At 70.6% G+C, this 22,167-nt stretch carries 21 protein-coding genes and 1 tRNA gene; 10 read left to right on the top strand and 12 right to left on the bottom strand.

From position 1 onward, the window contains the following. Nucleotides 1-32: 32 nt before the first annotated feature. The 6 genes from KB221_06425 to KB221_06400 form a co-directional block, all read right to left on the bottom strand. Nucleotides 33-443, bottom strand: a complete 411-nt coding sequence (locus KB221_06425) for a GspH/FimT family pseudopilin (protein ID WIY70653.1) — start codon at nucleotides 441-443, stop codon at nucleotides 33-35. Nucleotides 444-597: 154 nt separating this feature from the next. Continuing rightward, complete coding sequence (gene gspG, locus KB221_06420; GenBank protein WIY70876.1) at nucleotides 598-978, bottom strand: type II secretion system major pseudopilin GspG; 381 nt, start codon at nucleotides 976-978, stop codon at nucleotides 598-600. Between the two features lie 203 nt (nucleotides 979-1,181). Further along, nucleotides 1,182-2,420, bottom strand: coding sequence for a type II secretion system inner membrane protein GspF (gspF, locus tag KB221_06415; protein ID WIY70652.1), 1,239 nt, complete (start codon nucleotides 2,418-2,420; stop codon nucleotides 1,182-1,184). Continuing rightward, nucleotides 2,420-3,964 (bottom strand): type II secretion system ATPase GspE, encoded by a 1,545-nt coding sequence (gene gspE, locus KB221_06410; protein ID WIY70651.1) that lies wholly within the window; start codon nucleotides 3,962-3,964, stop codon nucleotides 2,420-2,422. Before gspE ends, gspF begins: the two co-directional genes overlap by 1 nt. 7 nt (nucleotides 3,965-3,971) lie before the next feature. After that, nucleotides 3,972-6,026, bottom strand: a complete 2,055-nt coding sequence (gene gspD, locus KB221_06405; protein WIY70650.1) for a type II secretion system secretin GspD — start codon at nucleotides 6,024-6,026, stop codon at nucleotides 3,972-3,974. After that, complete coding sequence (locus KB221_06400; GenBank protein WIY70649.1) at nucleotides 6,023-6,871, bottom strand: type II secretion system protein N; 849 nt, start codon at nucleotides 6,869-6,871, stop codon at nucleotides 6,023-6,025. The genes gspD and KB221_06400 overlap by 4 nt, the downstream gene beginning before the upstream one ends. A gap of 124 nt (nucleotides 6,872-6,995) precedes the next feature. On the opposite strand from KB221_06400, the gene KB221_06395 reads away from it, so the two are divergent. Continuing rightward, nucleotides 6,996-7,643, top strand: coding sequence for an A24 family peptidase (locus KB221_06395; GenBank protein ID WIY70648.1), 648 nt, complete (start codon nucleotides 6,996-6,998; stop codon nucleotides 7,641-7,643). 181 nt (nucleotides 7,644-7,824) lie between these two features. Here KB221_06395 and KB221_06390 read toward each other — a convergent pair. Beyond that, nucleotides 7,825-7,916, bottom strand: a tRNA-Ser gene (locus tag KB221_06390). 135 nt (nucleotides 7,917-8,051) lie between these two features. Here KB221_06390 and KB221_06385 point away from each other — a divergent pair. The 4 genes from KB221_06385 to KB221_06370 are packed head-to-tail and all read left to right on the top strand — an operon-like array spanning nucleotide 8,052 to nucleotide 12,967. Next, entirely contained in the window at nucleotides 8,052-9,629 is a 1,578-nt protein-coding gene (locus KB221_06385; GenBank protein ID WIY70647.1) for an exopolysaccharide biosynthesis polyprenyl glycosylphosphotransferase, read from the top strand. A gap of 13 nt (nucleotides 9,630-9,642) precedes the next feature. Then, entirely contained in the window at nucleotides 9,643-11,091 is a 1,449-nt protein-coding gene (locus KB221_06380; protein WIY70646.1) for a polysaccharide biosynthesis C-terminal domain-containing protein, read from the top strand. 14 nt (nucleotides 11,092-11,105) lie between these two features. Then, nucleotides 11,106-12,026: a glycosyltransferase family A protein gene (locus tag KB221_06375; protein WIY70645.1), complete on the top strand. Its 921-nt coding sequence runs from the start codon at nucleotides 11,106-11,108 to the stop codon at nucleotides 12,024-12,026. Then, nucleotides 12,026-12,967: a glycosyltransferase family 2 protein gene (locus tag KB221_06370; protein WIY70644.1), complete on the top strand. Its 942-nt coding sequence runs from the start codon at nucleotides 12,026-12,028 to the stop codon at nucleotides 12,965-12,967. The genes KB221_06375 and KB221_06370 overlap by 1 nt, the downstream gene beginning before the upstream one ends. Here KB221_06370 and KB221_06365 read toward each other — a convergent pair. After that, nucleotides 12,964-13,665, bottom strand: a complete 702-nt coding sequence (locus KB221_06365) for a hfsB (protein ID WIY70643.1) — start codon at nucleotides 13,663-13,665, stop codon at nucleotides 12,964-12,966. The genes KB221_06370 and KB221_06365 overlap by 4 nt on opposite strands. A 48-nt stretch (nucleotides 13,666-13,713) precedes the next feature. Further along, a complete protein-coding gene (locus KB221_06360; protein WIY70642.1) occupies nucleotides 13,714-15,156 on the bottom strand; it encodes a chain-length determining protein in 1,443 nt (480 codons plus the stop codon). Between the two features lie 123 nt (nucleotides 15,157-15,279). Between KB221_06360 and KB221_06355 the strand changes: the two genes are divergently transcribed. Continuing rightward, nucleotides 15,280-16,080: a polysaccharide biosynthesis/export family protein gene (locus tag KB221_06355; GenBank protein ID WIY70641.1), complete on the top strand. Its 801-nt coding sequence runs from the start codon at nucleotides 15,280-15,282 to the stop codon at nucleotides 16,078-16,080. 149 nt (nucleotides 16,081-16,229) lie between these two features. Here KB221_06355 and KB221_06350 read toward each other — a convergent pair whose 3' ends face one another. Further along, nucleotides 16,230-17,087 carry an NAD(P)-dependent oxidoreductase gene (locus KB221_06350; GenBank protein ID WIY70640.1) on the bottom strand — a complete coding sequence of 286 codons (858 nt, stop codon included), beginning with the start codon at nucleotides 17,085-17,087 and terminating at the stop codon, nucleotides 16,230-16,232. 80 nt (nucleotides 17,088-17,167) lie between these two features. Between KB221_06350 and KB221_06345 the strand changes: the two genes are divergently transcribed. Next, nucleotides 17,168-17,998, top strand: coding sequence for an enoyl-CoA hydratase-related protein (locus KB221_06345; protein WIY70639.1), 831 nt, complete (start codon nucleotides 17,168-17,170; stop codon nucleotides 17,996-17,998). Nucleotides 17,999-18,085: 87 nt separating this feature from the next. Continuing rightward, entirely contained in the window at nucleotides 18,086-18,739 is a 654-nt protein-coding gene (locus tag KB221_06340) for a heme-binding protein (protein ID WIY70638.1), read from the top strand. 22 nt (nucleotides 18,740-18,761) lie between these two features. On the opposite strand, the gene KB221_06335 is transcribed toward KB221_06340, so the two are convergent. Then, nucleotides 18,762-19,064: a sel1 repeat family protein gene (locus KB221_06335; GenBank protein WIY70637.1), complete on the bottom strand. Its 303-nt coding sequence runs from the start codon at nucleotides 19,062-19,064 to the stop codon at nucleotides 18,762-18,764. 214 nt (nucleotides 19,065-19,278) lie between these two features. Beyond that, on the bottom strand, nucleotides 19,279-19,998 hold the full coding sequence (locus KB221_06330) for a glutathione S-transferase N-terminal domain-containing protein (protein WIY70636.1): 720 nt from the start codon (nucleotides 19,996-19,998) through the stop codon (nucleotides 19,279-19,281). Between the two features lie 285 nt (nucleotides 19,999-20,283). On the opposite strand from KB221_06330, the gene KB221_06325 reads away from it, so the two are divergent. Next, on the top strand, nucleotides 20,284-20,883 hold the full coding sequence (locus tag KB221_06325; GenBank protein ID WIY70635.1) for an RcnB family protein: 600 nt from the start codon (nucleotides 20,284-20,286) through the stop codon (nucleotides 20,881-20,883). A 166-nt stretch (nucleotides 20,884-21,049) separates the two neighbouring features. Continuing rightward, nucleotides 21,050-22,126 (top strand): RcnB family protein, encoded by a 1,077-nt coding sequence (locus KB221_06320; protein WIY70634.1) that lies wholly within the window; start codon nucleotides 21,050-21,052, stop codon nucleotides 22,124-22,126. Nucleotides 22,127-22,167: the final 41 nt, after the last annotated feature.

Raw genomic sequence — 22,167 nt, 5'->3', positions numbered from 1 at the left:
CCGCGTCGCGAGCGTTAGCGCCTTCCTTCAAGTCAGCCATTGAGGGTGACCTCTCCGGCGCCGTCGACGGTGATGGTGCGGCTGTGGCGGTCGCGGGTCAGGGTGAGGGCCGCGGGGTCGGCGACGCCCGTGGGGTCGAACACGATCCGGGCGGGCGGGGCTGAGGGGGTGACGCTCGTGCCCGCCGTCCAGGTCTCCGGCCCGAACGGGCCCTCGTCCAGCGCCGACCAGGCGGCGCCGTCGAACGCGGTGAAGACATAGCCGGCGGCGGTCGCCTCGACCGCGACCGGACGGTTGGTCAGGATGGCCTCCTCGCGGGCGCGGCTCAGCCGGGCGGCGAACCGCTCGGCATCGGCGGCCACCGACGGCCGCGGATCGGGCACGGACAGGACCACGGCCCCGGCGGCCAGCCCCATGATGGCCACCACCATCAGCAGCTCCACCAGCGTAAAGCCTTCTTTGTGGGGGCCGCGGTCACAAGGCTCCGCCTTGTCGACCCGACGCGGCCTGGCGCTTCGCGCATGCCACGCCCGGCGAGCGTTGGCGCCCCGCCCCGCGCTCAAGCAGCGAGCGACCGCGTCGCGAGCGGTAGCGCCCTTAGGTCTCCCAGTTTCCGAGGTCGGCATCGTTGCCCTCGCCCCCTTCCTTGCGGTCGGCGCCCAGGGAGTAGACGTCGAACTGGCCGCCGTGGGCGCTCGGGCGGCGGTAGAGATAGGGCTCGCCCCAGGGGTCCTCGGGCAGGCGGCGCACATAGCCGCCCGGACGGTAGCGGTCCGGACTGGCCAGGGTCGGCGGGGCGGTGACCAGCGCCTGCAGGTCGTCGGGGAAGTCGAGGTTGTCGAGGCGATAGGTCTCGATCGCCTGTTCCAGGGTGGCGATGTCGGCCTTGGCCTTGGTCACCATGGCCCGGTCCTGGCTGGGCAGGACGTTGATCGCCACCACAGTGGCCAGCAGGCCGATGATCACGATCACCACCATCAGCTCCACCAGGGTGAAGCCGGCCCTGTGGGGGGCGCTAACGCTCGCCGCGCGGCGGCTCGCTGCTTGAGCGCGTGGGATGCGCGAAGCGCCAGGCCGCGTCGGGTCGACAAGGCGGAGCCTTGTGACCGCGGCCCAGGCAACAATGCGTGCGGCTGCGTGGCGGAGGTCTGGAGCCAGAGAAGTGTTCATCATCATTCCCTTCACCCCATGGCCAGGGTGTTGATCTGCAGGATGGGCAGCAGGATGGACAGGATGATCACGGCGACCACCCCGCCCATGACCACGATGATGGCCGGCTCGATCAGGCTCAGCATCACCGCGGTGAAGGTGGAGAACTCCCGCTCGAGGTATTCCGCGGCGCGCTCCAGCATCGGCTCCAGCCGGCCGCCGGCCTCGCCCGAGGCGGTCATGGTCACCAGAATGGGCGGGAAGACGTCGGCCCGGCGCATGGCCGCCGACAGGCCGCCGCCCTCGCGCACCGCCTCGGCCATCCGCTCCGTGGCCAGCCGCAGGCGGCGGTTGGACACCGTCCGCGCCGTGATCGTCAGCCCCTCCAGCACCGGCAGCCCCGCCGCGATCATCGTCGACAGGGTCCGCGCCATCTTTGCCCCGTGCAGGTCGCGCGCCAGCCGCCCGATCAGCGGCAGGCGCAGAAGGACGGTGTCGACCGCCAGCCGCACGGCCGGATTGCGCAGGGCGAACACGCCGCCGACGGCCGCCGCCGCCAGCAGCAGCGCCACCAGCCAGCCCTGGTCGCGCATCGCGTCCGACAGGCCGATCACCAGCCGCGTCAGCAGCGGCAGGGTCTGGTTCATGCTGTCGAACTGGTCCACCACCCGCGGCACCACGAAGGTCATCAGGGCGATCACCACCCCGATGGCCACGATCGCCAGCACCGCCGGATAGACCAGGGCCGTGATCACCTTGCCCCGCACCTCCTGGTCGCGCTCCAGCCCCTCGGCCAGCCGCTCCAGGATCGGGGCCAGCGCCCCCGAGGTCTCGCCCGCCGACACCATGGCCCGGTACAGCGGCGGGAAGGCCTGACCCTGCAGGGCCATGGCGTCCGACAGCCGCCGGCCCTCCATCACCCCGCCATGCACCCCCTCCAGCACGGCGCGCACCGCCGGCCGGTCGGCCTGGATGGCAATGGCCCGCAGCGCCTCCTCGACCGGCGAGACGGTCACCAGGGTGGCCAGCTGGCGCGTGACCAGCGCCAGGGTGCGCGAATCCAGCTTGCCGGGGCCCTTGAGTGCCGGAGCGGCGGCCCGCGACGGGGCCGCCCCCCGCGCCGGGGCCGCCCCGCGCGACGCCGTGACCTCCAGCGGCATCAGCCTGCGCCGCGCCAGCAGGGCCCGCGCGGCCGCGTCGTCATCGGCGCTCAGCGTCCCGCTGACCGTGCGCCCGCCCGCGTCCACCGCCACATAGTCGAACACCGCCATCAGGCCGCATCCTCACGCCCGGTCGCAACCGCGGGAACCGCGACAGCCAGCCCCGGCTCATCATGCGCCTCGGCGGTCTCCTGACGCGTCACCCGCACCGCCTCCTCGACCGAGGTGACGCCCTCCAGCACCAGGGTCCGCGCGCGCTGGGTCAGGGTTTCGGCACCCGCAAAGGCCACGGCGTTGATCGCCTCCTCGCCGGCCTCGGCGGCGATCAGCCGGCGCACCCGGTCATCGACCCGGATCACCTCATACAGGCCCACCCGTCCCACATAGCCCGTCTGGCCGCACTGGCCGCAGCCCTGCGGCCGCCACACCGTCTGGCCGACCTTGACCCCCGCCAGTTTCGCGGTGGCCTTGTCCGCACCTTCCGGCCGCCGGCAGTCGCCACACAGCCGGCGCACCAGCCGCTGGGCCACGATCAGCCGCAGGGTCGAGGCCAGCAGGAAGGGCTCCACCCCCATGTCCCTCAGCCGGGTCACAGCCCCGGCCGCATCATTGGTGTGCACCGTCGACAGCACCAGATGGCCGGTCAGGGCCGCCTGCACCGCGATCCGCGCCGTCTCCACGTCCCGGATCTCGCCGACCATGACCACGTCCGGGTCCTGACGCAGGATCGCCCGCAGGCCCGCCGCGAAGGTCATGCCGACCTTGGGATTGACCTGGGTCTGGCCGACGCCGTCGATGGCATATTCCACCGGGTCCTCGACCGTCAGGATGTTGCGCGTGGCGTCGTTCAGCAGCGACAGGCCGGCGTAGAGGGAGGTGGTCTTGCCCGAGCCCGTCGGGCCGGTGACCAGGATGATGCCGTTGGGCTCCCTCAGCGCCGCGCGGAAGGCGTCCAGCGCATCGGGGGCCATGCCCAGCCGGTCCAGCGTCAGCCCGGCCTGATCCCGGTCCAGGATGCGCAGCACCACCCGCTCGCCCATCCGCGACGGCAGGGTGGAGACGCGCACATCCAGCGTCTTGCCGCCCAGGGCCAGCGGGATACGGCCGTCCTGCGGCACCCGCTTCTCGGCGATGTCCAGCCGCGCCATCACCTTGATCCGCGACACCAGCAGCGGCGTGATCCGCGGGTTCAGCGACAGGGTCTCGCGCAGCACGCCGTCGATGCGCATCCGCACCGTCAGCGCCGTCTCGAACGGCTCAAGATGGATGTCCGAAGCCCCCGCCCGCACGGCCTCGGCGATGATGCCGTTGATCAGCCGGATCACCGGCGCGTCATCGGCCGTGTCCAGCAGGTCGGCCGCGGCCGGGATGTCGTCGATCAGGCTCTCCAGCCCCGAGGGCATCGACAGGTCGTCGCCGTCCGTCGCGCTCAGGTGATCGCCCGCATAGACCTGCGACAGCCGCCGGTCGAAGCTGGCCTGGTCCAGCGGCTCGACCCGCAGCGGCCGGCCCAGCGCCCGGCGCGTCTCGATCAGGGCCGAGGGATCGGCCCCCTCGCGCAGGCCCACCACGCAGACCTCGCCCGCCTCCAGCAGGATCACCCCGTGCCGTTTGGCGAAGCCATAGGGCAGGGTCGGATTGATCAGGGTGATCACCGCCGCCTCACTGGCCTGAAGAGACCGGAGCCAGCGGCGCGGCGGTCACCTCGCCCACGGGGGCGGTGATCGTATCGTCGGGCGCTGCTGGAGGCTGCGTGCGCATATAGTCGCGCAGCATCTCGTCCAGCGACGGCTCCACCCCCGGCGCATTGCTGAGCTGCTGCTGGCGCATATAGCCCCAGCGGTCCGCCGCCAGCGCCTGGGCATCGGCCGGGCTGCGGATGATGGTCGGGCGGATGAACACCATCAGATTGGTCCGCCCGCGCTGGCGGCTGGTCGAGCGGAACAGGCCGCCGACGTAAGGCAGGCTGGCCAGCCCCGGCACCCCGTCCACCGACAGCCGGTCGTTCTGGTCCAGCAGGCCGCCGGCGACCGCGATGTCGCCGTCGTCGACCACCAGCGTCGTCTCCAGCTCGCGCTTGTTCAGCACCAGATCATTGGCGCTGTCGGTCAGCACGCCGTTGATGCTGGACACCTCCTGACGCAGGAACAGGGTGATCGAGCCACCTGCATTGATCTGCGGCCGCACCACCAGCTTGACCCCGATGTCCTGGCGCTGGGTCGTGCGGAAGGGATTGGCATTGCCGTCCAGCAGGGTCTCGCCGGTCGTGATCGGCACCTCCTGACCCACCAGTATGGTCGCCTCCTCATTGTCCAGCGTCATCAGCGACGGCGTCTGCAGCAGGTTGGAGCCCGCATCCGTCTTGGCCGCATTGATGATGAAGCCGAACAGGCCGTCGCCGATCCGCCCGCCGCCCCCGCCGATGAAGCCATTGGCCCCCAGCAGGGTGTTCAGCGCCAGCGTCTGCAGCTGGTCGCGCAAGGGGTCGTCGGCCTCCAGCTGGCCCGCCCCGGCCCCGCCCGCGAGCGGCACCAGCGGCGCGGCCCGGTCGGAGTAGTTGGTCAGGCCGACGGGATTGCCGTCCTCGCCCGCCAGCAGCCACTGCACCCCCAGCTCGCGCACCGCATTGTCCGACAGCTCCACCACGATCGCCTCGATCAGCACCTGCTGACGGCGCTGGTCCAGCTGACGGATCACCTCGGCCAGCATCCGCTGCGTATCCGCCGAGGCCGAGATGACCAGCGCATTGGCACCGGGGAAGCGCGCGATCACCGCCGCCGGGACGCCGGCGGGCGTAACCGCTGCGGCGGGGGCGTCCACCGCGCTGCTGCGACCGGACCCCGGCGCGGCGTTGGGAACAGGTGCCGTCACCGGCTGGCCCACCACCTGTTGCAGCACCGGCAGCAGGGCCTCGGCGTCGGCATGCTGCAGGAACACCACCTTGACGTCGTCGGCGCTCTCGGCCCGGCGGTCCAGGTCGCCGATCAGCGGCAGGATGCGCGCCAGCGCCGCCGGATCACCGCGCAGCACGATCGAGTTGGAGCTCTCCACCGGGGTCACGCTGACCATGCCGGAGCCGGGCTGGCCGCCGGGCGGGGCCAGCACCGTCTGCAGGACGGCGGCGATCTCGCGCGCCGAGGAGTTCTGCAGCGTCACCACCTCGAACCCGGTCCGGTCCACGTCGATCCGCCCGATCAGGGCGCGGATGCGGACCAGGTTGTCGGCGAAGTCGGCCACCACCACGCTGTTGGCACCGGGGTTGGCCAGCACCTGGCCCTGCGCCCCCACCAGCGGCCGGATCGTCTCCGCCGCCGCCGCCGCATCGATATTCCTCAGCTGGAACACCTCGGTCGAGAACCGCTCCGAGCCCACCGTCGCGGGGCCTTGCGCCGCCCCCTGCGCCGGACTGATCCGGTAGGCCCCCGAGGCCGTCGGGGTCACCACCAGGCCGTTGGCCCGCAGCGTCGACAGGAAGACCTCGAACAGCTGGGTCCGGCTCAGCGGCCGGTCGCTGGACACCGTCACCGTGCCGCTCACGCCCGGATCGACGATGAAGGTCCGCCCCGTCGAGCGCGCCACGTCCTGGATGAAGGCGCGGATGTCCGCGCCCTGCACGTTCAGCGTCTGCGACTGGGCCCACACCGGCCCGGCGGCCAGCGGCCCCTGCACGGCGAGGACGGCGGCCATCACGGCGCCGATCAGGTTCGATCGCTTCATTGGCCGCTTCCCAGGGTGGAGGTCTGTACCTGTCCGTCGCGCTCGATGCGCAGTTCGGCGCCCGCGCTGTTGGCCAGCTGGCTGCGCAGGGCCGCGATCCGCTCGAGGCTGTCCAGCGGCTGGCCGTTCACCGCCAGGATCACATCCCCGGCCTGCAGCCCCGCCGCCCGCAGCACCGCCGCATCGCCCGCGCCCGACACCGTAAACCCGTCCAGCCGCGCCCCGCGCATCCGCGGCCGCAGCCCCGCCTGGCCCAGCAACCGCGCCGGATCAATCGAAGCCCCCGCAGGCGCGACCGACACCGCCGGCGCAGGCGTCACTGTCTGCGGGCCCGGCGGCGGCGGCGGCACCGGTGCCACCCCCATCGGCAGATCCGTAAACACCAGCCGGCTCACCGACCCGCCGCGCGCCAGCGTCACATGATCCGCGCCTACCCCGCGCAGCACCAGCCCCGGCTCAACCTCTTCCCCCACGCCCACCGAAACCTGACGCCCATCCGCCAGCCCGATGATCGCCGAACCCCCGCCCGCGCCGTCCGAGCGCAGACCATACAACCGCATCTGCCCGCTCCCCGCCGCACTCGCCTCCGCAAGACTGCTCTGACCACCCGTGCGGAAAAACGCGTCGAAACGCTGGAAGACCGCATAGTCGACCGGCTTCAGCGCCGCCGGGGGTGTGTTGGTCGCAGCCGGACCCGCGGGCTCCACGGCGATCAGGATCAGCCGGCCGAGCTGCACCGCCAGAACCAGCGCCAGCGCAAGCTCGACACCCGCGCGGACACGGTCCGGCCGCGCCGCCAGCGCCTGACGCGCCACCTCGCTGAAACTCCGCACTGCGCCGATCACTTTGGCTTCCCCAAGCCGGCCCCGACGGCCCCCGCGACAGTCGTAGCCCAATCGCCGGGTCCGGGCTACATGGGCCCGGTTGGGGGCCGCAAGGGCGCGACGCCCCTTCGCAGGAGGCCGGAGCGTGACGCCAGCGATCCTCGCCCTGCTGTTGGGCGGAACCGGCCTGATCACGGGCGGCGGCCTTGTCCGGCTGGGCGAGCGCCTGCTGCCGGACGACGCCGACCGGCGCCCGGGTCCGCGCCGGTATGCGCTCATGGCGCTCGGGGCAGCCGGGCTCGGCGTCTGGGCCGCCCTCGCCCAGCCCACGCCACTCGCCGCCGTCCTGACGGCGCTGCTCGGCTGGCAGCTCCTGCTGATTTCGGTCATCGACGCCGAACATTTCCGCCTGCCGGATCAACTGACACTGCCCCTCCTCGCAACGGGAGGGCTCGCGGCCTTCCTGCTGGATCACACCGCCCCCCTCGACGCCCTGGTCGGTGCCGCCGCGGGCTTCGCCAGCCTGTGGCTGCTGGCCTTCGCCTATCGCCGGCTGCGCGGCCGCGAGGGTCTCGGCGACGGCGACCCCTTCCTGCTCGCCGCCGGCGGGGCCTGGGTGGGCTGGATCGGCCTGCCCGGCGTGCTGCTCTGGGCGTCGGCCGCCGGCCTCAGCCTGGTCGCGGCCCGGGTACTGGTGGGGAAAAAGGTGTCGGCCGCGGATCGCCTGCCGTTCGGGCCCTGTCTGGCCGTCGGCATCTGGCTGACCTGGCTGCTCGGGCCACCGGGACTCTAGGCGCAGGCGGCGCGGGCGGTCCTTCTCCTGCGTCGACCGTGCCTTCGTCGAGGGTCTGGACATCCATGACGCCGTGCACGGCTATGAGGCGGTGGAGGCGCTGGATGCGTCCGTACCCACCCTCTTCCCCGGCCTTCCGGCCCGGCAGACCCGCCGAAGCCCGTCAGCATGAAGGAGGTTCTGGCGGAGACGCAGGGATTCGAACCCTGGGTACCCCTTACAGGGTACGACGATTTAGCAAACCGTTGCCTTCAGCCACTCGGCCACGTCTCCGGCAGGCGGCGTGATTAGCCGAGCAAACCGACCGGCGCAACGGTCAACACGCACGGCGCTGGAGAATGACTCTGCGTTAACGGGACAGTGAGAGCGGGCGTGCATGGTACCCGGGAAGTCCTCGCCACGAGCCCCATGACCGAAGCCGTCCGCCGCCATTCGTTCGATGCCACCCGGTTGGAAACCAGCGGGATGGATGCGACAGGGCTTCAGGCCCTCGCCGCTGCGGCCGTGTCCGCGCCGCCGGAAGCCGTCGCCGACGCCGCAGCGCGCCGCGGTCCCTTCCGCCCCGAGGTCTGGCTGAACGCGCGGCAGCGGCATGCCTCCCGGCTCGCAGCCCACTATTTCCGCGCCTTCGACACCCTGGCCGTGGTCGCCGTCAGCCTTCTGTGCGCCTGGGCCACCGCCCCGGGCACGCTGGTCCATGCCGAGGTCTCGCGGGTCCTGCCGTTCGCCCTGGGCGCGGCCACGGTCCTGGGACTGATGCGATCACTGGGCCGCTACCGGTTCGCGCGCGGTCAGAAGACGGCCCGGCATCTGGCCTCGGTCGCCGCCCTGGTCGGGGCGGGCGCGCTCGTGGCCATCAGCTCCGGCTGGCTCCTCGGCGGGACGGCGGCGCAGGTCGCGGCCTATCTCGTCTGGGCCGGTCTGATGTTGATCACCCTGAACGCCCTGCATATCGGCTGGAGCGACCTCGTCGGCCGCTGGCGGGCCTCGGGGGCCCTGACGCCCAATATCGTGCTGGTCGGGGCGACCCGCCATGCCGAGTCCCTCATCCGTGAGGCCCTCAAGCGGCGCGATCTCAATGTCCTGGGCATTTTCGACGACCGGATGGCGCGCAGCCCGCGCGCCATCGAGGGCGTGCCGGTGCTGGGCACGGCGGCCGATCTGCTGACCCACAAGATGACGCCCTACGTCGATCGCATCGTCCTCGCCATCGACCCGCGGGCCGAGGCGCGGGTGCGCGAACTCAACGCCACCCTGCGCAACCTGCCCCACGAGGTCACCCTGCTGGTCGAACCCGATGGCGTGGCTGAAACACAGTCGGCGCTGGACCGGTTGGCGGCGGCACCGCTGGCCGACGTCCAGGGACCGGCCGACGACGATCGCCGGGCCTTCAACAAGCGGCTTCAGGACATGATTCTCGGCCTGATCGCCTTCGCCCTGCTGGCACCCGTGATGGCGCTGATCGCGCTCGCCATACGGCTCGACAGCCCGGGCCCGATCTTCTTCCGCCAGCGGCGCCACGGCTTCAACCATGAGGAAATCGTGGTGTGGAAATTCCGCTCGATGAGGCAGGAGGCCGCCGACGCGACCGCCAGCCGGCAGGTCACCCATGACGACGACCGGGTCACCCGTATCGGTCGCTTCATCCGCAAGACCAGCCTCGACGAACTGCCGCAGCTGCTCAATGTGATCGCCGGCGAGATGTCACTGGTCGGCCCCCGCCCGCACGCCATCGGCATGAAGACCGGCCACGTCGAGAGCGCCCGTCTGGTCGCCGACTACGCCCATCGCCACCGTATCAAGCCCGGCATGACCGGCTGGGCCGCCGTCAACGGTTCGCGCGGCCCGCTGCACACCGCCCAGGACGTGCGCCGTCGGGTGCAGCTCGACGTCGACTATATCGAGCGCCAGTCCCTGTGGATGGATCTGTGGATCATGGCCATCACCGTGCCGGTGCTGCTGGGCGACCGCGCGGCGATCCGTTGAGCGAGGCCCGCTGATGTTCTGGCGCGGCGTCTGGGGCTATCTGCCCGCGAATATCGTGCAGGGTGTGGTCGGCTTCCTGGCCATCATCCTTTTCACCCGCCTGCTCAGTCCCGAGGATTTCGGCCGCTACGCCCTGGCCTTCTCGGTCATGACCCTGGCCCATGTGGCGGTTTTCAGCTGGCTGGAGGCGGCCATGGCCCGCTTCTGGGCGGCCCAGACGCCCGGCGCCGCCCAGGGCCATTTCGCCAGCCTGTATCGCACCGCCTTCGTGCTCAGCGCCGCCTTCCTTGTGGTGACCGGCCTTGTGGTCTGGCTGCTGCCCACCGATCCCCTGTTCAAACTGGCGCTCGCGGTCGGCCTCGCCGGCGCTCCGGCACGATCGATGGTCAAACTGGCGCAAGAACGGTTCCGCGCCGAAGGCGAGGTGTCGAAGTCGGCCCGGCTCGACATGGCCGTGACTGCGGGCGGTCTGGCCATCGGTGTCGGCTTCGCCCTTGCGGGCGCGGGGGCGGCGGCACCCCTGCTGGGCCTCGGGCTCGCGCCCTTGGCCGCCCTGCCCTTCGTCCTGCCCGGCGAGCTGAAACAGGCGCGCGGCGGCGCCTTCGAAGCCGGACGGGTGCGGGACTATGCGATGTACGGCTATCCGATCGCCGCCTCCCTGGCCCTGACCGTGGTGCTGTCCTCGACCGATCGCTTCGTGCTCGATGCGTATCTCGGCGAGGCGGCGGTGGGCGCCTATCACGCCAGCTATTCCATCGCCAATCGCACGCTGGACGTCCTGTTCCTGTGGCTCGGCACGGCCGGCCAGCCGGCGCTGGTCATGGCGCTGGAGCGGGGCGGGATGGACCGGCTGAAGGTCGCCGCCCGCGAACAGCTGTCGACCTTCCTGCTGGTCGGCCTGCCCGCAGCGGCCGGCGTGGCGCTGGTGGCGCGGCCGCTGTCCGAGGTGCTGATCGGCGAGGAGCTTCGCACGGCCGCGGCCAGCGTGACGCCGTGGATCGCCCTGTCGGCCCTGCTGTTCGGCCTCACCGCCTACTATTTCGGACAGGCCTTCACCCTCGGCAAGAAGACCCGGCGGCTGCTGCTCGCCATGGCCGTCCCCGCCGGCCTGAACGTGATCCTGAACCTGATCCTGGTGCCGCGCTTCGGCCTGATGGGTGCCGCCTGGGCGACGGCGGCCAGCTTCGGTCTCGGCATGGTCGCGACCCTGCTGATCGGACGGCGCGTCGTGGCCCTGCCGATCCCGTGGGAAAGCCTCGCCCGGTGCGGCGTCGCCACGGGCATCATGGCTCTGGTGGTCTCGCGGCTGCCGGCGATCGGCGGCCTCGGTGAACTGATCCTCGACGCCGGCGTCGGGGCGATCGTCTATGCGGCGGCGGCCCTGACCCTGAATGCCGCCGGCGTGCGGACCGTGGCGCTCGGGCTCATGGCCGGGCGCGGACTTCGGAGAGCGGCGGCATGAGCGCGCGGGCCAGAATGACCGACAGCCCCACCTGGAAGGCGGCGAAGCCCGCCGTCTCGGTGCTGATCCCCTTCCTGCGTGACGATCCGGCGGAACTGCTGGGCCTGCTCGACGAGGAGGCCGCCTCGGTCGCCGGTGCGGTCGAGATCGTCCTGCTGGACGACGGCACCCGCGATGCCGCCCTGACCACCCGGCTGACGGCACAGGTCAGGGCCATGGCCCTGCCCGTCCGCCTCATCACCCTGCCCGCCAATGAGGGTCGTTCGATCGGGCGCAACCGACTGGCCTCGGCCGCGCGCGGCGGCAGCCTGCTGTTCCTCGACAGCGACATGCGACCCGACCACCGTCGCTTCCTGCGCGACTGGGCCGACCTGGCCGCGCGCGAGGACCCGGCCGTGGCCTTCGGCGGCTTCTCCCTGTTGCAGGCCCCCACCGACGCCCGCTTCGCCGTCCACCGCGCCATGGCCGCGAAGTCGGAGTGCGTGCCGTATACCGAGCGGGCCAGACAGCCCGAGAAATACGTCTACACTTCCAACCTGCTGGTCCGCCGCGACGTGTTCGAGTCCGAGGCCTTCGACCCTGGCTTCACCGGCTGGGGCTGGGAGGATGTCGAATGGGCCATGCGGGTCTCGCGCAGGTTCCGCGTCGTCCACCTCGACAACGCCGCGACCCATATGGGGCTCGACACCGTGGCGGCCCTCGCCGGCAAATACGAGCAGTCGGCCCCGAATTTCGCCCGCATGGCCGAGCGCCATCCGGCGATCGTCGCCGCCTACCCCAGCTACAAGGCGGCCCGGCTGCTGAAGCGCCTCCCCGGCCTGCCGAAGCTGCGCAGGATGATGCGGCGTGGCGCCGATGCGGCCTGGCTGCCCGTCGGTGCCCGCGCCTTCTCCCTGCGCCTGTACCGCGCCGCCCTCTATGCGGACGCCGTCTGATGGCGGACGTCGCGATCATCGTGCCGACCCTCAGACGGCCCGAAAGCCTCACGCGCGCCCTGCGCTCGCTCTTCGTCCAGACCCATGTCGCAGACCGGGTGACCGCCATCGTCGTGGTCGACAACGACCCGCTCGGATCGGCGGCGGCGACCGTTGACGGCCTCCGGTCCAGCGCCCCCTGGCCCCTCAACTATGTGCACGCGCCCCGCCCCGGCGTGGCCACGGCGCGCAACGCCGGACTGGCCGCGACGGACGCACCCCTGATCGCCTTCCTTGACGACGACGAAGCCGCCTCGCCCGGCTGGCTCGCCGCCCTGCTCAAGGCCCGGCAGGAGACCGGCGCCGACGCCGTCTTCGGTCCGATCACGGGCCGGGCCCCCGACGCCGCGCCCTGGCTCAAGCCCTGGCTGGAACGGTTCTTCGGCCGCGAGGGCCCCGCGCGCACCGGGCTGATCGACCACCCGTACGGGTGCGGCAACTCGCTGATGCTGCGCGCCACCGCCCTGCCCGGCCCGGCGCCGTTCGACGCGGGCACGGACCAGGCCGGCGGCGAGGACGACGCCCTGTTCGCGGCCCTGGCCGCCCGTGGCGGCCGCTTCGGCTGGGCCGCGGACGCCTGGGTCGAGGAGTTTGCCCCGGCCCACCGCGCCACCCTGAACTACGCCCTCGCCCGCGCCTTCGCCTACGGCCAGGGCCCCAGCCAGACGGCGGCGGCGGCGCGAAACTGGCCCGGCGTGGCGCGCTGGATGGCGATCGGCGCGGCCCAGACCGCCGTCTGGGGCGCGGCCTCCGCCGCCCTGACCCTCATCGCCAGCCCGAAGCGGGCGGAGATGTACGACCGCACCGCGCGCGGTGTCGGAAAGTTGTTCTGGATGAAGGGGTTCGAGCCGCACTTCTATGGCGCGCGGGAAGTCGCCCGACTGGACGCGGCGAAGGTCTAGCCGGTCAGCCGCTTCAGGAAGGCCGGCGGATTGTAGGTCGAACGGTTGACGACCACCCCGGCGATCTTGCCGCCCACCGCCTCGATCTCGTCGCGCAGCATCAACGGCTCATTGGCCGCCCCGCTCTCCGCCGCCACCACCAGAACCGTGGCGTCGACATAGGGAGCAAGGGTGATGGCCATGTCGCTGCGGTCGGCCGCGGGGGCGTCGATCACCACCGTGTCGGCATGTTTGCGCAGGGCGTCCCAATAGCGGGCGTCGCTGACTGCCTCGGCGCGTTGCCCCGAGCGCAGGTGCTCAGCCGCGAACCGGGTCACCCACAGCCGCCCGCCGAGGCAGGGCCGGGCGCTCATCAGCCGGGCCGGATGCACGGGCTTGCCTGCCCGATCCATGATCCGGGGGGTGACGGCGAAGAAGATGGAGCCGTCGGGGGTGGCGATGGCCGCCTTGCCCAGCGTGCCGAAACGGTCGGGTTCGGCGGCGACGGCCTCCATCTGGCCCTGCTGGGCCAGGTCAGCGTCGATCAGCCAGACGGGCCGGCGGGCGCGCACGGCGGCAAGACGGGCGTATTCTCGGGCGACCGTCGACACGCCCTCGCCCGAGGAGGCGGCGGCGATCTGGACCACGCGGCCGCGATGGCCCCGCGCCGGTCCCAGCGCAGCCCAGAGAGCCGCCATTTCGGATGTCAGATCGACCATCGAATCGCTACGCGCCCGTTACAGGCTCCTACGCTAACACGGGCGGGGTCATCGGGCCTTCATCGGGGCGACGGCCAGAACGGGCATGTCGAGGGTCCGTCCGGTCGAGGCCGGGGTCACATAGCCCCGGCGCGTGAACACCCGCAGCAGGCCGACGCACAGGGCCGTAAAGCCCGCGAACAGGAAGACCACCGCCAGCAGGGGTGCCTTCAGGCTGGTGCCCCGGGTCGGGGCCTCGGCGCGCTCGATCACATTGACGTTGTCCGCCCCGGCGGCGACCAGGGCACTGTCGGCACGGGCGGCGCTCTCGCGCTGCTGGAAGTCGCGGACCAGGGTCGTCAGGACCTCGCGATTGCCGGCCAGATTGGCGTTGGTCGATTCCAGCCGGGTCATCTCGGCCAGACGCGAGCGCAGCTGGCTCAGCTGGCCCTCGGCCACGGCCAGCCGGGCGGCCAGACCGTCGCGGTCGGCGGCGGCGGTGATCCGGGCGGTCTCGATCTCGGTGAAGATGGTGCTCGGCCCGGTCCGGACCTCCCTGGGCCCGACCGTGGTGCCGGTGGCCACATAGGCCTGCAGGTCGGCGATCTGCTGGTCGATGTCCCGCACGGGCTGGGCCTCGGGCGTATAGCGCGACAGCAGGGCCTCGCGCTGGGTGCGCAGCGTCAGGATCTGGTCCTGGGCCGAGATGTTCAGGTCCTGCTGCAGCACCACCTCGGCGGGCTGTTGCGCCAGCTGGGCCTCGAGGGTCGACAGCCTCTGGGTCGCCTGGTTCAGCTGGGCGCGCAGCGACAGGGCCTCGGCCTGGGTGGTCTGATAGCTGGCGGCGAGGCTGGCCTTGAAGGTGGCGAAGTCGCCGATGTCATTGGACGCCAGGAAGGCGTTGTAGGCCTCGTCGGCCGTGTTGAGGTCGGTCTCGAACGCCTCACGCTGCGCGGCATAGGCCGGGGTGGTCGAGCCCTGGAAGACCTGCCGCCGCCGGACCAGATACTGATCGACGACGGCGTTCAGAACCTGTGCGGCCCGGACAGGATCATCGGCCTCATAGGACACGGCGATGATCGCACTGCCCGGCGTGACCCCGACGCCGAGGTTTGCGTCCAGCGCCTTGAGCGCCGCAGCTTCCTTCTCCGCCGGCGTACCGGTCGCGTCCGGTCCCAGCACCGTATCGGCACCGACGGCGCGGACAGCCCGGCGCTTGACTTCGAGGCTGCCCAGGATGGTCGCCTCCGCCCCGGCCACGGCGTCCGCTTCCAGCGGCTGGCTCGGATCGATCTGGCCGACCCGGGACTGGTAGACATACTCCTGCCCGGCACCGGCATAGACGCTGGCGGTGGCGGTGTAGCTCTTCTTCAGGGTCAGGACCGCCGCCGTGCCTATGGCGAACACCACCAGGAAGATCACGACCATCAGCAGGGTTTCGCGGAACAGCAGGCCGACGACATCCGAGAAGCCGTAGCGCGGGCGGACTGTCGTGTAGGCCGACGTGCGCATGAGGGGCGGACTGATTCCATCGTACTGAACCTGGATGTTCAGCCTTGGAGCAGCGGCGTTAACCACTGGTTACCCATAAGCACCGACCCTGCCCTCAACGCTGTTTTCGCGGAGTGAGTCCCCATGTCCATCGACCGCCGTCTGTTGCTGCTGGGCCTTGTCGGTGCCGGTGCGATGGTCAGCGGCTGCGGCGGCGTGCCGGCACTCCCCAGTATGCCGGGGCTCGGCGGCGGAGACGACTACGGCTCCCGCATGCCCCTGCCGCAGGACGGTCGCGGCAGCGACAACCGCATCCAGGCCCCGGGCCGGACCTCCTTCCCCGAGATCGGCTTTGCTGACTGGTCCGAGGCCGAGCCCGAATACGTCCTCTATCCCGGGGACGAGATCGAGATCGCGACCCCCACGGCCTCCGAACTGACCCGCACCCAGCGGATCGGCCCGGACGGCCGCATCTCCCTGCCCCTCGTCGGCCAGATCATGGCCGCCGACCGCACCATCGCCGAGGTCGAGGCCGATGCCTCCGCCGCCTTTGCCAGCCAGCTGCGCCGGCCCGTGGTGGAGGTGACACTGAAGACGGCCGGACCGATCCGCGTCTGGGTCGGCGGCGAGGTGCGCACGCCGGGCATGATCGAGATGAACGGCGACCTCGACGCCTATCAGGCCATCATCCAGGCCGGCGACTTCCTGCCGACCGCCAAACAGGGCGAAGTGGCCCTGATCCGGCGTGGCCGGGGCGGCGTGCGCATGATGCGCGCGGCCGACCTGCGCCCCCGGCGCGGCGAGGTCATCGCGCTCCGCCGCGGCGACATCATCTTCGTCCCGCGCTCGAATCTCGGCGAGGTGGCCAACTTCATCAGCCTGTTCCGCAACGCCCTGCCGATCGGCTTCAGCTACGCCATCGGCGGGCAGTATCAGCAGTTCTGACGGGGCGCGTGATTGGTGGTTGGTGGTTGGTGATCGGTGGCTCCAGGAGCCGCCGCCGACGCCCTTCCCAAGTGCCAGCGTCCTGAAGCCGGCGCCGCAATCACCAACCACCAATCACCAATCACCCTGACCACCCACCGGTGCCGGCGTCACCCCACGACCACCCCCGGCGGCGGCGTGCTGTCCGCCGGCACGAAGAAGTCCGGCATCAAAGGCTTGCCCGGCTCGACGCTGTAGCGGTCGAAGTCACGCTCGCCGCGCTCGTACAGGAAGCTGTCGTCGATCAGGAACCGGCCGGTCAGCTCGCGAGACGGGCTGGTGAAGATGGCGTGGGCGGCGTCGGCCATGATCTCGGGCGTGCGGCAGAAGGCCAGCCCCGCCTTGCCGGTCAGGGCGAACTCGATGGCGGCGGTGGCGATACCGGTGCGCGGCCACAGGGCGTTGCAGGCGATGCCATCCTCCTTGAACTCTTCCGCCATGCCCAGCATCGCCAGGCTCATGCTGTATTTGGCCATGGTGTAGGCCACGTGCGGCCCGAACCAGTGCGGCGACAGGTCGAGCGGCGGCGACAGGGCCAGGATGTGCGGGTTCTGCGCCTGCTTCAGATGCGGGATACAGGCCTTGGAGACAAGGAAGGTCCCTCGGGCGTTGACCTGATGCATCAGGTCATAGCGTTTCATGTCCGTGGCCAGGGTGCCGGTCAGCTGGATGGCCGAGGCGTTGTTGACGCAGATGTCGATGCCGCCGAACCGCGCCACCGCCGCCTCGACCGCCGCCATCACCGAGGCCTCGTCGCGCACGTCGACGATCAGCGGCAGGGCCTGGCCGCCGGCGGCCTCGATCTCGGCCGCCGCCGAATAGATGGTGCCGGGAAGGTGTTTGTGCGCCTCGGCCGTCTTGGCGGCGATGACCACATTGGCCCCGTCGCGCGCCGCCCTCAGGCCAATGGCCAGTCCGATGCCGCGGCTGGCACCCGTGATGAACAGCGTCTTGCCCTGAAGTGACATGAGACTTGGCTCCCGGTTGGTTTCAATAGAAAACGCTTGAGACGCCAAAGACGCAGATTCCGCACAGGAGCGAAAGACCCATGTCGGCCTTCGAGATCACCCGCGACGGCGCCGTCGCCCATCTGCGGCTGTCCCGCCCGGAAGCGTCCAATGCCCTGGACCTGTCGTTCTGGCGCGACTTCGGTCCCGCGCTGAAGGCACTGGATGCGACGGGCGAGGTCCGCGCCCTGGTCATCTCGGGCGAGGGCCGCAATTTCTGCGCGGGCATGGACATCTCGGTCTTCTCGGGCGGTGCCATCCTCCAGACCGACACGCCCGCCCAGCGGCAGGCCTTCCATCAGGCCGCGCGGGACCTGCAGGACACACTGACCTCGGTCGAGAAGGTGCGGTTCCCCGTGATCGCGGCCGTCCAGGGGGCCTGCGTCGGCGCGGGGCTGGACCTCGTCTCCGCCTGTGACCTGCGGCTGGCGGCGGCGGGTGCCTACTTCCGCATCGAGGAGATCAATATCGGTATGATGGCCGATGTCGGCAGCCTGCAGCGCCTGCCCTATGTCCTGCCCGAAGCCGTGGTTCGCGAACTGGCCTATCTCGGCACGTCGCTGACGGCCGACCGGGCCGAGCGCCTGGGCTTCGTCAATGCGGTCCTGCCCGACGCAGAGGCGTTGGTGGCCGCCGCGCTGGAGATGGCCCATGCCATCGCCGCCAAGGCCCCGCTGGCGATTTCCGGCTCCAAGGCCGCGGTGACCTATGCGCGGGATCACACGGTCGCCGAGGGGCTGGAATGGGTGGCGGTGATGCAGGGCTCGATCTGGAACACGGCGGACATTCTGGCCGCCATCCAGGCCCGGATGACCCGGACGCCCGCCGAATTCGCCCCCCTCTCGCCCCATGCGGGGATCGGCAAAGACTGAACACCGGTCTGCGACAAGATGGACACGGGCGAAGCGACGCGATCAGCCCCATGTAGGGGGCGCACTCAAGGTATGGACCGCACGATCATGAAATCGAAAATCGTCGCCGTGGCTGCGGCCCTGCTGACCTCCGCCTGTTCGACCGTCGGCGTTCGCTCCGGCACCGAGGAGCCGGCCTTTACGGAGGTGGCGCGCGTCGGTGCCGTCGAGATCCGCACCTATGGCGAGCGGATTGCCGCCCAGACCGTGGTCACGGGTTCCAGCGAGGCGGCGCGCAATCGCGGCTTCCAGCGCCTGGCCGGCTATATTTTCGGGGGCAATACGGCCCGGACCAGCATCGCCATGACGGCCCCGGTCGCCCAGGCGGGCGAGGGAGCATCGGGCCGGTCACAGAGCATCGCCATGACTGCGCCCGTCGCCCAGGGGGCGGTGGGGCAGGATCGCTGGACGATCCAGTTCTTCATGCCGTCGGAATATACGATGGCCAGCCTGCCCGTGCCACGGGACCCGGCCGTCGTTCTGGCCGTGGTTCCGGCCGAGACCTATGCGGTGCTGCGCTTTTCCGGAACAGGATCCGCCCAGGCGGTCGCCGTAAAGGAAGCCGAACTGGACGCCGCCCTGACCGGCAGCGGCTGGGCTGCGGCGGGCGATCCGGTCGTCTGGTTCTATGACCCGCCCTGGACCCTGCCGCCGCTTCGCCGCAACGAGGTCGCGGTACGCGTCACCCGTCAGGCCCGCTGATCGCGGCGCCTGACGGCGATCCTCAGGCGGCCAGCGAGACCACGCCCGCGTCGATCCAGCGGCGCGCGGCCTTCTGGGCTTCGGCGATCTCGTCCTGCTCCATCTCCTGGCTCATCTCGCGGCGATAGACGCGCGCTTCGATGCTGCCCTTCATGGCGGCAAGGTTGAAGATCATATGGGCCGAGACGCGGTCCATGGGGCAACCGCCCTGGCCGCTCGAATACATCATGCCCAGCCGGAAAAGGTCGTCGCCGCTCATGTCGGCGGTCGGCAGGGGCAGGCCCTGCTCTTCGTTGGCCGTGGGCGCCATTTCTTGCGCGTTCATCACCGTATCTCCCGAACCGGCGCCTTTCTGGCCCCGTCCTCTGAGACGCGATCAAATACCCGGGGCTTGAAGGTAAAGTTAACAGCGCGGGCCGTTACGGGCCTTTTCAGTACAGTTCGACCGAATACTCCGCCCTTGTTCAGACCTCTGAAATAGTTCGGAAATCCCTGATTCACACCTGCTAACAGAGCATGACCGGGAGCCTTACGAAGGGTTACCGCGCCCGCTGTCCGAACAGCACCTTGCGGGCCGCCTCGGCGGCCTTGCCCGACGAGGCGAGGTTGCGGCGCATCTCTTCACCGAGAGCCCGGCCGGCGATCACGGCGGGCCGGGCACCGACCCGCTCCATCCAGGCCTTGAGGTTCGGGAACCCAGCGAGGTCCTGTCCCTGCAGCTCCGGCAGGATCCACGGCCAGGCCGCCATGTCGGCGATGGAGTAGTCGCCCGCCAGATAGTCACGGTCCGCCAGCCGCCGGTCCATCACGCCATAGAGCCTGTGCGTCTCGTCCGTATAGCGGCGGACGCCATAGGCGATCTGGCGCTGATCCCTGACGATGGCCGGGGCGTATTGCCGGAAATGATGCGTCTGGCCCGCCATCGGCCCCAGGCCGCCGACCTGCCAGAACAGCCACTGATCGACCTCGGCCTTGCCGCGCGGGTCCTGCGGATAGAACTGCCCGGACTTCACCCCGAGGTACTGCAGGATGGCTCCGGACTCGAAGATCGACAGCGGCTGGCCGTCCGGCCCGTCCGGATCGACGATGGCCGGCATCCGGCCGTTCGGGCTGATGGCCCGGAAGGCCGCCCCGAACTGCTCGCCCGCGCCGATGTTCACCGGCTTCATCTCATAGGGCAGTCCCATCTCCTCCAGGGCGATGGAGATCTTCCAGCCGTTGGGCGTGGGCCAGTACCAGAGTTCGATCGGCGCGGTCATGGGCGTGTCCTGTGAAGCTGGGTCACAGGTGGGCGGCGGGCCGATTGAGTGCAATGGCGGGTGGTTGGTGACTGGTGGCTGGTGATTGCAGCTTCACTGACGGCGGAAGGGCGGCGCCGTCAGCCCGGCTCCGCGAGTGTCGGCCAGCCACCAACCACCAATCACCAACCACCTCTTCCTGACATTCGCGTTCAGGGAGAGTTCATGCGCGCGGCGAGACGGTGGCGCATGATTAACGGGCCGGACCCGGTTTGCCGTCGCCGTCCCCCCAGTTGGAGAGTGATCATGAACCGCTTGACCAAGGCCGCCGTGCTCGGACTGGTGCTGGCCACAGCCGCCCCCATGGCCGCCCAGGCCCAGGACCGCGGCGACCGTCGCGAAAACCGCCGCGACTATCGTGAAGACCGCCGCGATGACCGGCAGGACTTCCGCCGGGAGCGGCGCGACGATCGGCGTGACTGGCGCCAGGGCGAATACGACAACCGCCGCGAATACCGTCAGGATCGCCGCGACGACCGCCGCGACTTCCGCGAAGAGCGCCGCGAAGACCGTCAGGACTACCGCCGCGAACAGCGCTGGGACCGCAGCAATCGCGACTGGTGGCGCGGCCGCAACGATTTCCGCGACTACCGCGGTGCCCGCAACGGCTACTGGTACGCACCGAGCTACGGCTACTACCGCGTCGAGCCGCGCTACTATGGCCAGCGCTGGCAGCGCGGACACTATCTGCCGTCCGCCTATCGCGACTACTATGTGCGCGATCCGTACGCCTACGACCTGCGCCCCGCGCCGCGCGGCTATCGCTACGTCCATGCCGGCAATGACATCGTGCTGATCGCCATCGCGACCGGCCTGATCGCCAGCGTTCTGTCGGGCGTCTACTAGGCCCCGATCGAGGATCGACCATGCGCCCCGCGGGCTCCGGCTCGCGGGGCGTTTTCGTATCTGGCCAGCCGCTTGCAATGGCACCGTCTGTTCAGTCACGGTTCATGATGAAAGCGCGACCGTAACATCAAGCCGTCTGACAGGGGCGTGCGGGGAAAAGACGAGAATGAAACGCTCATTGATGATGGCCGCCGCGATCATGGCCTTCGCCGTTCCGGCCATGGCGCCGCTGACGGCGCTGGCCCAGGACGGCGAACGGGGCGGGGGCCGCCGCGGTGCCTCGAACCAGGACGGGGAAGAAGCTCGCCCCGACAGACCGAACCGGCCGGAACGGCCGGCCAGCGAACGCAGCGGCGGCGACAATCGCCCTGACCGGCCCACGGCCCCGCCGCTCATCGACCGGGGTGGCGGCGGCGGACGCCCTGACCGGCCGGATCGTCCTGACAGACCTGACCGTCCTGATCGACCCGACAGGCCCAACCCTGGTGCAGGCGGCGGTGGCGGTGGCGCGGGTGGCGGCGGCGGACGTCCCGATCGCCCCGACCGACCCGATCGTCCTGACCGGCCCAACCCCGGTGCCGGCGGTGGCGGCGGCGCGGGTGGCGGCGGCGGGCGTCCCGATCGCCCCGACAGACCGGACCGTCCTAACCGGCCCAACCCCGGCGGCGGTGCCGGCGGCGGCGGCGGCTGGCCCGACCGTCCTGAAAGGCCCGACCGTCCCCAGGACCCTCGCGGAGGCCGTGATGATCGCCGCGATGATCGTCGCGACGACCGCTGGGATCGCCGGGATGACCGGCGTGACGACCGCTGGGATCGCCGTGATGACCGTCGGGATCGTCGCGAGGACCGTTCCGAACGGCGTCAGGATCGCCGCGAGTACCGGGAGTTCCGCAATCGCTTCAACGGCGACCAATGGCGGCGCAACTGGGATCGCAGCCATCGCAGCGACTGGTGGCGTAACGACCGCCGGTTCCGCGGCTACAACGGCCTGCGCATCGGCTTCTATTTCGCGCCGGGCTACGGCTACTACCAGGTGCCGCGGAACTACTGGGGCCAGCGCTATCATGTCGGCGACTACCTGCCGTCGATCTTCTGGCGCTATCAGCTGAACGACTGGCGTACGTACGGCCTCGGCTATCCGCCCGAGGGCACGCGCTGGGTGCTGGTCGACAACCACATCTATCTGATCGACGAATACGACGGCTATATCATCGACGTCATCTTCGACGCCTGGCGCTGGTAAGCCATCAGTATACGGAGGAAACGCCGTCCGACCCCCGGGTC

This window comes from Aquidulcibacter paucihalophilus, assembly GCA_030285985.1.
Classification (GTDB): domain Bacteria; phylum Pseudomonadota; class Alphaproteobacteria; order Caulobacterales; family Caulobacteraceae; genus Brevundimonas.
Note: the sequence above shows the minus strand (reverse complement) of the source record. Positions and strands in the feature narration are given on the sequence as shown.

Bases quoted from the DNA above. Each gene is read 5' to 3' on its own strand.
- gspG (WIY70876.1), bottom strand. From the start codon at position 978: ATGGTGGTGATCGTGATCATCGGCCTGCTGGCCACTGTGGTGGCGATC.
- gspF (WIY70652.1), bottom strand. From the start codon at position 2,420: ATGGCGGTGTTCGACTATGTGGCGGTGGACGCGGGCGGGCGCACGGTC.
- gspD (WIY70650.1), bottom strand. From the start codon at position 6,026: ATGAAGCGATCGAACCTGATCGGCGCCGTGATGGCCGCCGTCCTCGCC.
- KB221_06385 (WIY70647.1), top strand. From the start codon at position 8,052: ATGACCGAAGCCGTCCGCCGCCATTCGTTCGATGCCACCCGGTTGGAA.
- KB221_06380 (WIY70646.1), top strand. From the start codon at position 9,643: ATGTTCTGGCGCGGCGTCTGGGGCTATCTGCCCGCGAATATCGTGCAG.
- KB221_06375 (WIY70645.1), top strand. From the start codon at position 11,106: ATGACCGACAGCCCCACCTGGAAGGCGGCGAAGCCCGCCGTCTCGGTG.
- KB221_06370 (WIY70644.1), top strand. From the start codon at position 12,026: ATGGCGGACGTCGCGATCATCGTGCCGACCCTCAGACGGCCCGAAAGC.
- KB221_06365 (WIY70643.1), bottom strand. From the start codon at position 13,665: ATGGTCGATCTGACATCCGAAATGGCGGCTCTCTGGGCTGCGCTGGGA.
- KB221_06360 (WIY70642.1), bottom strand. From the start codon at position 15,156: ATGCGCACGTCGGCCTACACGACAGTCCGCCCGCGCTACGGCTTCTCG.
- KB221_06355 (WIY70641.1), top strand. From the start codon at position 15,280: ATGTCCATCGACCGCCGTCTGTTGCTGCTGGGCCTTGTCGGTGCCGGT.
- KB221_06350 (WIY70640.1), bottom strand. From the start codon at position 17,087: ATGTCACTTCAGGGCAAGACGCTGTTCATCACGGGTGCCAGCCGCGGC.
- KB221_06345 (WIY70639.1), top strand. From the start codon at position 17,168: ATGTCGGCCTTCGAGATCACCCGCGACGGCGCCGTCGCCCATCTGCGG.
- KB221_06340 (WIY70638.1), top strand. From the start codon at position 18,086: ATGAAATCGAAAATCGTCGCCGTGGCTGCGGCCCTGCTGACCTCCGCC.
- KB221_06335 (WIY70637.1), bottom strand. From the start codon at position 19,064: ATGAACGCGCAAGAAATGGCGCCCACGGCCAACGAAGAGCAGGGCCTG.
- KB221_06330 (WIY70636.1), bottom strand. From the start codon at position 19,998: ATGACCGCGCCGATCGAACTCTGGTACTGGCCCACGCCCAACGGCTGG.
- KB221_06325 (WIY70635.1), top strand. From the start codon at position 20,284: ATGAACCGCTTGACCAAGGCCGCCGTGCTCGGACTGGTGCTGGCCACA.
- KB221_06320 (WIY70634.1), top strand. From the start codon at position 21,050: ATGAAACGCTCATTGATGATGGCCGCCGCGATCATGGCCTTCGCCGTT.